The sequence below is a fragment of the Actinoalloteichus caeruleus DSM 43889 genome, from assembly GCF_000429185.2.
GTDB classification, from domain to species: Bacteria; Actinomycetota; Actinomycetes; order Mycobacteriales; family Pseudonocardiaceae; genus Actinoalloteichus_B; species Actinoalloteichus_B caeruleus.
Genome location: NZ_AUBJ02000001.1, coordinates 49,535 through 61,851, shown reverse-complemented (window position 1 = coordinate 61,851; position 12,317 = coordinate 49,535). Strand labels below are relative to the sequence as shown.

The window sequence follows — 12,317 nt, the reverse complement described above, 5'->3', positions numbered from 1 at the left end:
CGGGGGAACGGTCCAGACGGCCGACCGCTCACTACACCGTTCGGAGCAGGACGACCGTGCCGTCCCGCTCGGCCGGCTACGCCGCGTGGGAGGTGGTCACCTCGGCGAGGTAGGAACGCGTCCTGTCGGGATCGAGCAACCAGTTCCGGAAGTCGGCGGTCCGGTCGAACCCGTTGGCGAAGCGATCGGCCACCTCCGGGTGCTCACCGGCGGCGCCGAGCACCTCCAGCACGTGGGGCGGCGGGGGCGCGAGCATCGCGTTGGTCCAGGCGGTGACGGTCTCCGCCTCGGCCCAGTAGGACTCGAAGGCGTTCCGCATGAACGCCTCGTCCAGCGGCCCGTCGCCGGCGGCGGTGATGGCATCCAGGTACACGGCCGCGCACTTGCTGGCGTTGTTCGACCCCTGCCCGGTGATGGGATCGTTGGCGACGACGACGTCGGCCATGCCGAGCGCGAACCGACCGGAGGGCAGTCGCCCGACGGGCTGGCGGACGACCGGCGGGTAACCGCCGACCAGGGTCCCCTTGTGATCGGTCAGCTCCACCCCGCGGGCCCGCTCGTACTCCCAGGGGACGTACCGCCGCATGAGCTCGAGCGTCCTGGCGAGGTGGGCGCCCGGGTCGTTGCGCACCTCGGTGAAGCAGTCGAGGGGCCCGCCGGGGATCCCCTCGAAGAACAGGATGTCGCAGCGGCCGCTGAGGGTCAGGGAGGGCATGACGAACAACTCCCCGATCCCGGGGATGAGGTTGCAGCGCACCGCGTCGACGTCCGGGTGCTCGGGTCGGGGGCCCAGTCCGTGGACGTAGACGACCGAGAGCGCGCGCTGGGTGGAGGTGTGGCAGGACCGGGCGGCGTCCCGGTCGAAGAGGTCGACGAGTTCGCCCTTGCCGGCCGCGACGACCGTCAGGTCGAACATCACGGTGAGGGAGTCCAGGTCGGACAGGCTCACCGGGTGGATGACCAGGTGGCCGCCCGCGCGCTCGAACTCCTCCAGCCAGCCCGCCATCTTCACCCGCTGGTCCACCGACTGCGCCGGCTCGTCCAGCCGGCCGAGCCAGTCGATGGCCCGTCCGCCGTCGGGTCCGGCGACCGAGACGCCGAGGCCGTGCACGGTGGGCGCCTGGTCGGCCCAGAAGTCGATACCCAGTTCCCTCTCGTTCGCCAGGGAGCTGGCGAACATCATCTGGGTGGACATCACCCGACCGTTCCGGATCTCCTCCGGCGTTCTCGCTGACATCAGGGTGACGTCGTAGCCACGACCCACCAACCCCAACCCCAGTTGCAGCCCGGACTGCCCTGCTCCGACGATGAGTATCCTGCGCACAGCGGTTCCTTCCTTGTCCGAGAAAGCCCGGTGGTCTCTCCCCTGCAACCGGACAGGCACCTGTTCGCCGACGTTCGTGACGCCTCGCACCACTCTCCCCGAGTGGACGCGAGCCGCCACCCCCCGATGAGGTGAAACCGGGCCACCGCGCGCTCGGGCGGCGGCCCGTCGAGTCCTCCTTCGCCAGATCTCCGTCCCGGGGGTCCGACCGCCCACCCGGCCGGACCCACACCAGCACACCCGCCCCCGGTGGGGCGGGAAATCCTCCCGACACGCCCGCACGGCTCCCCGACCGCGCCCGGACGAGTGGTCGCGGCGGTCTCAGGCCGCCGGTTGCCCGAGCGAGGCCAGGTAGGCCCTGGCCTTGTCCTCCTCGAACAGGAAGTTCGTGTAGTCCTCGGGGTTGTTGAAGCCGTTCGTGATCCGGTCGCCGACGGCGGGATTCGTGTTACCGGCGGCGAGGACCTCGAGCACGTGCGGTTCCGGCGGGGCCAGCAGGGTGTTCGACCAGCGCGTGGAGAACTGGGCGTACTCCCAGTACCGCTCGAAGGTGGCGGTCATGAACTCCTCGTCGAACGGGCGGTCGCCGTGCTCGACGATGCTGGTCAGGTAGGACGCGGCGCACTTGCTCGCGTTGTTCGCTCCCTGGCCGGCGATCGGGTCGTTGACCACGACGACGTCCGCCATCCCCAGCACCGCACCGCCGGAGGGGAGCCGACCGACGGGTTTGCGGACCATCGGGTTGACCCGACCCGTCAGGTTCGACCGCTCGTCGGTGATCCGCACTCCCGCGAACCTGTCGCGCTCCCACGGCGCGTACTCCTCGAACAGCGCGACGGTGCGGTCGAGCTGTTCCCGGGGCCCCGGCGAGTCCCCGAAGCGGTCCAGCGGCCCCCCGGGGATCGCCGACACGTAGAGGATGTCGCAGGGACCGGTGTGCGTGAGGCCGGGCATGATGTACAGCTCGCCGTGCCCACCGATGAGGTTGATCCCGATGATGGTGATGTCGGGGTCCTCGGGCGCCAGCCCGTGGGTGTAGACGATGGCCACGGACCGCTGGGGGCCGGTGAACCGCGACCGGGTCGGGTCGCGGTCGAACATGTCGACCAGCTCACCCCGCCCGGCCGCCACGATCGTCAGGTCGTAGAGCCGGGCGAGCCCGTCCAGGTCGGACACGGAGGCGGGGTGGATGATGACGTTGCCGCCGCGATCCTGGAACATCTCCAGCCAGGTCGCCATCTTCACCCGCTGGTCCACCGACTGGGCGTAGGCGCTGAAGTCGCCGTGCCAGTTCACGAACCGGGTCCCGTCCGGCGCGGTGGCCGAGAGGTGTTTGCGTTTGATCTGGGGCGTCTCCGGCTCCCAGAGGTTCAACCCGTGGTCCCGCTCGTGTTGGAGGGCGGTGTCGAACATGACCTGGGTGGAGGTGACCCTGGCGTTCCGTATCTCCTCCGGCGTGCGGGCGGAGATCACGGTGACCTCGTAGTCCTGCTCCTGGAGGCTCAGTGCCAGTTGTAAGCCCGACTGCCCACTGCCCACGATAAGAATTCTGCGCATCGACTCCACTTTCCCCGAACCGTCTCGGTGCCGACCACGACGAGCCCCTTCACCCGGTCACTGCCAGCGCGTGCTTGATCGCCTCGGTCAGCACACCCCTCGCGTCGACGCCCTCCCGGGCGTCGCAGTTCACGATCGGGACGTTCGGGCCGACGGCAAGCGCCTCCCGAACCTCCTCCAGCGGGTAGACCGGTGCGTCGTCGAACTGGTTCACCGCGATGATGAAGGGGACGTCGCAGTCGTTCTCGAAGTAGTTCACGGCCGGGAAGCAGTCGGAGAGCCGCCGGGTGTCCACCAGGATCACCGCGCCGAGCGCGCCCCGGACGAGGTCGTCCCACATGAACCAGAACCGGGGCTGTCCCGGGGTGCCGAACAGGTACAGCACCAGCTCCGAGTCCAGGGTGATCCGCCCGAAGTCCATGGCGACGGTCGTGGTGGTCTTGTCCGGCGTCTCCTCCAGGTCGTCGACCGGGGCGCTGACCTCCGTCATCAGCGCTTCGGTGCTGAGAGTCGGCACCTCCGACACCGATCCGACGAAGGTCGTCTTGCCGACCCCGAATCCCCCGGCGATGACGATCTTCGCGGAGATCGCCGAGGCGCCGTCGCCCTCAGGAGATGGTCTGTAGCCCACGAAGCACCCTTTCGAGCAGGTCTCGTTGGTCTTGCTCGCTGTCGATACTGGTCGCGTGCACCCGCACCCGGCCCTGGTCGCTGAGGTCGCAGACCAGCACCCGGACGACGCCGAGCGGAAGCTTGAGCCTGGTGGAGATCTCGGCGACGGACTGCCGGCTGCGGCAGAGCTCGTAGATCCGCCAGGACTCGGGGATCAGGGTCTTCTCCAGCGCCGGGTCGAACTCCACCACCGAGATGAGAGTCTCCAGCAGGAGCGGCCGACGGGATCGGGTGCGCCCGCCGGTCACCAGGTACGGCCGGACCCGGGCGCTCTTACGCGAATTGTTGGTCACGACGCTCCTCGTTCCTCACGCGTCACCCCGGCACCGGGCCGGCGGGTGACGGTCACGAAGTCTTCGCCTCGCTCAGCTCGGTACGCAGTTCGGGGGTGAGCACGTGCGCGGCCTTCTCCACCAGCAGGGTCATCTGGTAGGCGACCACCTTCATGTCGCACTCGCCGGACGCCAGCACGGTCAGGCACGACCCGTCGCTGACGGACATGATGAACAGGTAGCCCCGTTCCATCTTGATGATGGTCTGCTCGCAGGCCCCCTGTTGGAAGAGTCGGGAACTGCCCTGGGCGAGGCTGAGCAGGCCGCTCGACATCGCCGCGAGCTGTTCGGCGTTCTCGACCGTCAGGTCCTTCGACGCGGTGAGCAACAGGCCGTCGACGGAGACGACCACCGCGTGGGTGACCCCGGGGACCTGGTCGACGAAGTCGTTGACCAGCCAGGCGAGGTCCTGCGCCTCATTACTCGATGGACGACTCATGTCAGCCCGTCCCGCTCCTTCGTAGTGGGGTTCACTGGTTCGCCCGCGAGGGCGGTGTCGTCCTGCGCGAGGTCCGACGGGGAGTCCGAGGTCCGGAGGTCGGCGTCCCCGGCCGGGGCGGCGGACTGGGTGGCGCGTGCGGCGCGCGGGGTGCGTGACTGGCGGCGCGCCGGGGCCGACCGCTCCGGCTCCGGCGTGGTGGTGGGGGCCGGGCCCGGATCGGCGGGCGTCGCGGTGACGCTCTCCCCTCCGGCCCCGGTCTCCGTCGCCGGCGGGGTGGGCTCCGCCGCCGCGGTCTCCTTCCTGGCGGCGTCCTGCCCGAGTTCGAACCCGTCCAGGGCGTCGTGCAGGGCCTTGGCCGACTGGGCCGACGAGGTCCGCTCGGTCGCCGGCCGGGGGCTCTGCTCCGTGGTGGGCGCGCGGCGGGGGGCGCGCTTGGGCAGACCACCACTGGTGGTGCCGCTCACCTCGGTTCCGCTGGTGGCGGTCGGCTTCGCGCCGGAGGTCCGGGGAGGGGTCGAGGAGGCGGGTGTCCTGGTGGGGAGCGGGCTGGCCCCGGCGGTGCGCACCGAGCCCCGGTCGGGGGCCGTGGGGGTCCGGCCGGGCAGCGGCGGCCGCTGGGGGTGCGGCTCGGCGACGGGTCGCCTGCTCGCGGGCGCGACGATCCGGCTGCTGGTGGGGCTGCTCGCGGGCCGGGCCCTGACGAGGCGGTCCGGGAGCACCACGCTGGCGGTCGTGCCCTCGCCGGGGCGGGACCGCAGGCTCACCCGGATGCCGTGCCGGTGGGCCAGCCGGCTGACCACGTAGAGGCCCATGTGCCGCGCCACGCTGGCGTCGAGCAGCGGGGTTCCGGCGAGGCGGGCGTTGAGCCTGGTCAGCCGCTCCGGGGGCACTCCGATCCCCGGGTCCTGCACCTGGAGCCGCAACTCGCCGTTGGCGCCGGCCGGGGACGAGACGACCACGGCCGCCTCCCTCGGGGAGTTCGCGGCCGCGTTGTCCAGCAACTCGGCCAACAGGTGGCTGACGTCGTTGGCGGCGGCGCCGACGAGTTGGACGTCCGGCATGGTCTCGGTCCTGACCCGGTGGTAGCTGGCGATCTCCGAGGTCGCGGCGCGAACGACGTCGATGAGGGGGACCGGACCGTAGTGCGGGGTGTCGCTGTCCTTGCCGGCCAGGACGAGCAGGTTCTCGCCGTTGCGCCGCATGCGGGTGGCGAGGTGGTCGATCTGGTAGAGGAACTCCAGCTGTTCGGGGTTCTCCTCCCGTTCCTCCGCCTGTTCCACCCGCTGGAGAAGCAACTCGACCAGGGTCAGATCACGCAGCGCCAGGCTGGCCAGCACGCTCGGAAGGAGCTCCCTGGACTCGGTCGGGGGTTGCGGCTGTTGGGGCGCCGGGCCGTCCACGACCCGCCGCCAGAACCGTCGAGCCTCGTCGACGGCGCGCATGCGCCAGTGCGGGAAGCGTTCGGCTGCCTCCCGCCACGCGGGAACCGCACGCGCCAGTGGCCCGCCGGCCTCTGGTCGAGCACGCCGCGGATCACGCCGCGAGGCGGGCGAAGGAGACTGTGCCAAGGGAGAAATCTCCTTATCACGAAGAATCGGATCCGCGAAGACGTCGTCACGGGCCGGCGGTCGAGGCTCCGCGACCGGAACCCGGCGCGCGTACCGGTCGTCATTCCGGAACGCCGTCTTCAATATTCCAGCTATTCGTGCCACTGCGGCGGCGAGCATAGCATGATCAAGATGCCAGTATGAATAGCCCGGGGCGAGTGAGCCGATAGGAGGATTCCGCTAACCCCAGAGTTACTTGAAGCTTCAACTTCGCTCTCCGTACCTCCGAACGGCGCAAGCCCACCGACCGGTCCGCTTCGGACAGTGACAGTGACGGGCCGAACAGCCGGCGCCCCCCGCCTCGGTCGCCCCGGCCCCGTCAGCACCGCCACCTGCGCATCCCACCCCCGATCCGGAGTGGACGCACCGGCGCGACGCCACCCCCACCCCGCCGCCCACGCGCCCGACAACCCCGCTCCGACCCGGGCGAACGAGTGGGCGACCGGGCCGCGGACAACCTCCCACTCACGCGAACGGCTCAGAAGAAAACGGAGGTTTATATCACACTCAGGTAACGCGCGCTCATTCTGGATTACCTCGGGATGCTCACCGGAATTCGCCGCACGCTCCGTGAGTGCGGCTGATAAGAAGACCGGCGGCACGGGCGTGGCCCCACCATCGGCCAGCCGGGGATTGCCGACCACGACTACCCGCGCCACCTGTCACGGCCCGTATTCGCGCGCCCGCCCGGCGGCGGTTCGGATTCCGCCTCCGCGTGAAGCCCACGTGCCACTCGCCTCGGCGCGGCCGGGGCGGGATTCCGTGGAGAGGCCTCGAGCGACGGGCCGCCTGCCCACGCGCACCGCGACGGACGGCGTCGGGGGCCCAACCCGCGTCGCCGCGAGGGGGACCCGCCGATCCCTCCCCGCCGCTCCGCCGGTCCGCACCACCGGTGCTCGGGTCCTGTTCGCCCGCCCCGGCTCGCTCCTGGTCGTCCCTGCCCTCCCACCCCGGTTCCCCCGAGGGGACGCCACGAGCCGTCGAGGAGACCGTGGACGGGCCCAGGCACACGAACACCGCGTCCCCACCGCACGGCGCCGTTGCCCGGCCGGTCAGGTCCACCCGCTCCCTGACGAGCCCTCCGAGGACGCCGTCACCCTCGTCCTCGTCGTCGGGTCACCCGAACCACCCCAGTGGTTCCCCGTCCCGGGGGGCCCGCCTGGCGCCGGGTTGCCCGGAAGCTGGCGACCAGCCGGGCGAGCAGGGTCGCGAGGAAGACCTGCCCGGCGAACGCCTCCATCACCGCCAGCCCCCGACCGAAGGGCTCGGCCGCGGTGAGGTCGCCGTAGCCCAGGGTCGTCAGCGTCGTGAAGCTGAAGTACTGGAGGGCGCCCGGTTCCCCGGATCCGGCCCCGACGAGGAACGGACCGTCCCCGAACTGGTCGAAGGCCTGGTAGCAGGCGGCGAAGAACAGGCCGATGACCAGGTAGGCGCTCAACGCGCCGAAGATCGTCGTCACCGTGACGACCTGGTGGGAGAGGACGCGCCGGACGACGACGAGCACCACCACGAGGAGCAGGGCCGCGATCCACAGGTTGAGGACGCCGAGCCCGGCCCGCCGCTGGTCGGCGAGCAGCAGAACGGTGACGACGCCCCCGGCGAGGAAGGACGACGCCACGATCGTCGCCACGACCCGACGGCGCGCCCACGAGGTCCGCAGCGTGACCAGCACCGTGACGAGGAAGAGCGGCACCCGCGAGGCGGTCGCCCAACCGCCCTCGGTCACCGCGCCGAGCAGGTAGCCGCCCACCAGCAACCCGAACACCAGTCCGTACCGGTCCCGGTGGTCGTCGCTCCAGCCCGAGGAGCCGGCCGGGCCCCCGCACGGGACCGAGCACCGCCGCACCCCGGCTGACGCAACCCGAACGCCTCGGTCCACCCGCCCCGGGACGCTGCTGGCCGCCTCACCGCCGCCCGCCCGGCCCCGCTCCCCGTGCCGTTCCGGCCGGGCGGGACGTGCCCCCGACCGGACCGGGCTCCACCCCCCACCGACACCGCCGCTCCCTCCGACTCCCGCCGCTCCTGACTACCGCAGCGGGTCGAGGCCGGCTCGCCCGATCACACCGAGGGATGAGACCGGCCTACCGGCCCGGTCAAGCCCGAGCGCCGCCCCGGGCCAGCACCTCGAACCGCGCGACGGTGGGACCGGCACCGCGGCCGGCGACGGCACGGCCTCAGACATCGGCGGACGGCACGGCGGACCTCCCGCCGAACCTCCTCCGCCGGGTCGGGTCAGCCGGGTCACGAGAAAACTGGTTGCGACCTTGCCGGTCCCCGACCTAGTCTCGCCGTACACGAGAAAGGAGGTGGTCCAGCAGTGAAGAGCTCTAGGACTCGTGAGGTGGCTGTCCGCTAGGACCGCCTCGGCAACACCCACGCCGGCCCCGCTCGGTGGCGCGTCCACTGACGGGTGAGCGGTCGGCGAATACCAGACAGCTACCCGACCCCTGGAACCCCGAGCCCGTCCTGCTCGGGCCCATGCGAACCGCATGGGAAGCGTTCCAGGGGTCGCTGTCGTTCTGGGGCCTGGTCCGCTCCACCGTCCGAGTGCCCGAGGCAGGCCTCGGGCGGAGACGGGGAGTTCTCGCGGTTTCGACCAGTCCGCTGCCCGAAGGGAACTGGCGCGCGGCGGTGCTGCTGGGCGTGGACCGGGTCGTCACACTCCCCGGAGACGACGAACTCCTGGTCACCGCGCTGGCCGACGCCACCGAGCCCCCCGCCACCCGCGCCGCCCCCGTCGTCGGTGTCCTCGGTGGCCGGGGCCGGGGCGGGAGCATCCACGTTCGCCGCCTCGGTGGCCTGGGCCTCGGCCAGGCGGGGCGGCCATCCGCTGCTGGTCGACCGCGATCCCCTCGGTGGGGGCCTCGACCTGGCGCTGGGCATGGAGAAGGTGTCGGGCCCGCGGTGGTCGGGCTGCTCGACCGCCACCGGGCGGCTCACCGCGAGCACGGTGGGAAGGGCGGGTGCCCGGGACACGGCTCCGCCTCATCCGTGAACACCGCCCCGGCGGTCACGCCTCCTCGGCCCCGCCCAACCCCCGTCGACGGTCCACGTCCCGGGGCTCGGGGTCCGGGTCGGCGAGGGTGAAGAACGCCTCCTCCTCCTGCGCGAAGTGCAGGGTCAGTACGGCGTCGAGACCGTAGAGGGTGGCCCGCAGGTCGTCGACCTGGTCGGGGAGCACCCGGCCCCCCGACTCCGCCAGGTGCCGTCCCAACCGGCGGATGAGACGTTCGATCTCCACGTGGCTCCTGCTCATGGTGCTCATCGCCTCCTGCCCGCCGAAGAGCGCTCCGACCCTCGGGTACAGGTCCCTCTCCTCAGCCCGTTCGTGGGGCAGCAGGTGGTCGACGAGCAGGCGGTGGGCGCGGTGGAGTTCCGCGTCGGCCACCGGGGAGGGCCCACCGGAGAGTGCGTCGGCCGCCTGCCGCACCGCGACCCTGGTGGGCTGGAGCTCGTCGTGCTCGGCGGCGAAGCGGCGGAGCATCCGGTCGGTCGGGTCCCCGACCTTCGTGCGGCGGGGGCGCCGCAAGGCGCGGAGGGCGTACAGGATGACCACCACGTCGATGCCCTCCTGGGCCACCGCGCCCGCCACCGGCGGCAGCCAGCCCACCGCCGCCACGATCATCGCCACCACTGACAGCGACGTGCCCACGACGGCGCTCCGCACGGCGATCCCCCGGGTGCGCCTGGCGATCTCCACCACGTCGGCCAGCCGGTCGATCCGGTCGTCGAGGATGACGGCGTCCGCCGCCTGGGCCGCCGCCGTCGACCCCCGGGAGCCCAGGGCCACCCCGACGTCGGCCGCGGCCAGCGCCGGGGCGTCGTTGACGCCGTCACCAACCATGACGGTGATCCCCCGCCGCCGCTGGTCGCGCACGCACCGGATCTTGTCGGCCGGGGACGCCTCGGCGCGCACCGCGTCGAGCCCGAGGAGGGCGGCGACCTCCTCGGCGTTGGCGACCCGGTCGCCCGTCACCAGCACGATGTCCCGCAGGCCGACCGCACGGAGGCGGCGGATGGTGCGTCCGGCGTCGGTCCTGACGCGGTCCCGCATCAGCAGGGCGCCCCGGAGCCGGTCGTCGACAGTGACCCAGACCGGGGTCGCGAGGTCCAACCGGCCCCTGCTCGCGGCACCCCTCGCCCAGTCCGGCAGGGCGCCCTCGTCGCCGGCCCTTCCGACGCGGACCGCGCTGCCCTCGACCCGGCCCTCCACCCCCACCCCGTGCCGTTCGCGCACCTCGGTGGCGCTCGGCGGGCGGAGCCCGGCACCGGCGGCGGCGCGGACGACAGCGCCGGCCAGCACGTGGGTGGAGTAGCTCTCGACGGCCGCCGCCAACGCCAGCACCCTCGCGGCGTCCTCCCCGGGGGCGCAGACGACGCCAACCACCTCGGGGCGTCCCACGGTCACGGTCCCGGTCTTGTCCGTGGCCAGGGTGGCCGCCCGGCCGAGGAGTTCGAGCGTCGCGCCGCCCTTGACCACGACACCGGACCGGGCGGCGAGGGACAGCCCGCCGGTGACGGCGATCGGCACGGCGAGCAGGAGCGGGCACGGGGTGGCCACCACCAGCACGGCGACCGCGCGGACCGCGTCTCCCGAGGTGAGCCAGGACAGGCCGGCGATGGCGAGGGCGGTGGGCAGGAACCAGGCCGCCACCCGGTCGGCCAGGCGGGCGACGGGTGCGGCGCCCGCCCCGGCCTGTTCGGCGAGGCGGACGACTCCCGCGTAGGTGCTGTCCTCGGCGGAGGCGGTGGCGACGAGTTCCACGGCCTCCCCCACGCTGACGACGCCGCTGCGCACAGTGTCCCCGGCCCTCCTGGTCACCGGGTCGGGTTCGCCGGTGAGGGCCGACTCGTCGAAGGCGGCGTCGGCGGTGACCCCCGCGTCGACGGGCACCACCTCGCCGGGGGCGACGACGATCCGGTCGCCGGGACCGAGCTCGGCCACCGGGACCGGGCGCGGTCCGTCGACGGTGACCAGTTTGGCCGTGCGCGGGATCCGGTCGAGCAGCGCGGAGAGGTCGTGGCCGGCCCGGCGTTGGGCGAGGGTCTCCAGGAGCCGGCCGGTGCCGACCATCACCGCCACGACGGCGCCGGCCAGGAACTCCCCGACGACGAGGGTGCTGGCGAGGGCGAGCACCGCGAGGAGGTCCGCGCCCCACCGCCCGGCTCGGAACTGCCCGATGACCCACACGGTGGCGGGGACCAGGCCCACCACCGTCGCGACCGCCCAGAGCACCCGGGCGGCGCCCGGGTGCGCGATCCAGACGAGCCCGCCCGCCGCGAGCAGCGTCGTGGTCGTCACCAGCAGTGCCGCCTCGCTGGAGGCGAACGCGAAGCGCCAGTTCACCACACCGAGCGTCCTCCCGGCCGTTCGTCACCTCGTGGGTACAGCGTGCTCGCCGGGCGGGCAGCCCGCCGCTCGGAACCCCGAGCGGGGTGTGGTCGTGGGGCCGTCGTGACTGGTCACGGTGTGCCAGGCGCTCCGCCCGCCGAGTTCCGCCACGACTCCAGGTCCTCGGGCAGGTCGACGTCCACCGGGTCAGCGACGTCACCGCACTCCACCAGCGTGACCTCCCGCCGGGCGAGGTAGGGGCGGGCTCCGGTGTCCCCGGCGGCCGACCGCGCCACACCCGCCCAGTGGGCACGCCCGATCAGGACGGGGTGTCCTCGCCGCCCCTGGTAGGTCGCCACGGCGAGCGCCGCGCCGGGACGGATCGGCCCGGGTGTTCCTGGTTCGGCTGTCGCGGTCCGGCGGACCCGGTCGACGGCGGCCGGGGTGAGCCCCGGGAGGTCGACGGGTACCACCAGCGCGGCGTGCGCGCCGCGCCGGAGCAGGGCGTCCAGGCCGGCTCGCAGGCTGGACCCGACCCCGGTGGCCCAGTCCTCGTTGTCGACCGGCAGGACGGGAACGGGGAAGCGGGCCCGCCGGCGCACCTCGTCGCGCGCGGCGCCGAGCACCACCGCGATCGGCGAGCACCCGCCGGCGGCCAGCGCGGCGACGGCCCGCTCGACCAGGAGGTCGCCGTCCAGGGCGGCGAGGGCCTTGGGTCGACCGAAGCGCCGGCCGGCACCGGCGGCGAGCACGAGGCCGGCGACGGTCGGGGTCGACCGCTCGGCCCACCCGGTCACCGGTCCGCTCCGGAGGACGGCGTGGGACGGCCCGGACGCGGGCGCGGATCCGGCCCGGCGGCCCGATCCCGTCGGACCGCGTCCGCCACCGGGCGTGCCGGGACGGCCGTGCGAACTCGGCCCGGAGCCGGCTGGGGGTGGTACGGGTGCGGCTCCGCCCGCCCGCGGTCCCGGGACGGGTCCGAGGTCGGGGCGAGCCGGCCGGCGGCAGCGTGGTGGAGGAGGAACGAGCGGTCCGACCGGCGGCCGCCCAC

General features: G+C 73.0%; 10 protein-coding genes and 1 pseudogene. 2 read left to right on the top strand and 9 right to left on the bottom strand.

Going from position 1 to position 12,317, the window contains the following annotated elements:
- Nucleotides 1–76 precede the first annotated feature (76 nt).
- The 7 genes from G443_RS00250 to G443_RS00220 form a co-directional block, all read right to left on the bottom strand.
- Entirely contained in the window at nt 77–1,324 is a 1,248-nt protein-coding gene (locus tag G443_RS00250) for a styrene monooxygenase/indole monooxygenase family protein (RefSeq protein WP_026419188.1), read from the bottom strand.
- Between the two features lie 321 nt (nt 1,325–1,645).
- On the bottom strand, nt 1,646–2,881 hold the full coding sequence (locus G443_RS00245; RefSeq protein ID WP_026419187.1) for a styrene monooxygenase/indole monooxygenase family protein: 1,236 nt from the start codon (nt 2,879–2,881) through the stop codon (nt 1,646–1,648).
- Between the two features lie 49 nt (nt 2,882–2,930).
- On the bottom strand, nt 2,931–3,512 hold the full coding sequence (locus tag G443_RS00240; protein ID WP_026419186.1) for a GTP-binding protein: 582 nt from the start codon (nt 3,510–3,512) through the stop codon (nt 2,931–2,933).
- Nucleotides 3,490–3,846, bottom strand: a complete 357-nt coding sequence (locus G443_RS00235) for a DUF742 domain-containing protein (protein WP_026419185.1) — start codon at nt 3,844–3,846, stop codon at nt 3,490–3,492. The genes G443_RS00240 and G443_RS00235 overlap by 23 nt, the downstream gene beginning before the upstream one ends.
- A 52-nt stretch (nt 3,847–3,898) precedes the next feature.
- Nucleotides 3,899–4,324: a roadblock/LC7 domain-containing protein gene (locus G443_RS00230; protein WP_026419184.1), complete on the bottom strand. Its 426-nt coding sequence runs from the start codon at nt 4,322–4,324 to the stop codon at nt 3,899–3,901.
- The gene (locus tag G443_RS00225; protein WP_051314054.1) at nt 4,321–5,769 is read right to left on the bottom strand and encodes a sensor histidine kinase; all 1,449 of its coding nucleotides are present in this window, start codon (nt 5,767–5,769) and stop codon (nt 4,321–4,323) included. The genes G443_RS00230 and G443_RS00225 overlap by 4 nt, the downstream gene beginning before the upstream one ends.
- Nucleotides 5,770–7,027: 1,258 nt before the next feature.
- Nucleotides 7,028–7,699 carry a potassium channel family protein gene (locus G443_RS00220; RefSeq protein ID WP_162147310.1) on the bottom strand — a complete coding sequence of 224 codons (672 nt, stop codon included), beginning with the start codon at nt 7,697–7,699 and terminating at the stop codon, nt 7,028–7,030.
- Nucleotides 7,700–8,412: 713 nt separating this feature from the next.
- Here G443_RS00220 and G443_RS26015 point away from each other — a divergent pair.
- Nucleotides 8,413–8,646, top strand: a pseudogene (locus G443_RS26015) (hypothetical protein); the annotation flags it as partial.
- Nucleotides 8,647–8,686: 40 nt separating this feature from the next.
- On the top strand, nt 8,687–8,929 hold the full coding sequence (locus tag G443_RS00215; protein ID WP_155886161.1) for a CpaE-like family protein: 243 nt from the start codon (nt 8,687–8,689) through the stop codon (nt 8,927–8,929).
- A gap of 15 nt (nt 8,930–8,944) precedes the next feature.
- Here G443_RS00215 and G443_RS00210 read toward each other — a convergent pair whose 3' ends face one another.
- Both G443_RS00210 and G443_RS00205 read right to left on the bottom strand, forming a co-directional pair.
- Complete coding sequence (locus G443_RS00210; protein ID WP_051314058.1) at nt 8,945–11,281, bottom strand: heavy metal translocating P-type ATPase; 2,337 nt, start codon at nt 11,279–11,281, stop codon at nt 8,945–8,947.
- 116 nt (nt 11,282–11,397) lie between these two features.
- Nucleotides 11,398–12,063: a nucleotidyltransferase family protein gene (locus G443_RS00205; RefSeq protein ID WP_051314052.1), complete on the bottom strand. Its 666-nt coding sequence runs from the start codon at nt 12,061–12,063 to the stop codon at nt 11,398–11,400.
- Nucleotides 12,064–12,317 lie beyond the last annotated feature (254 nt).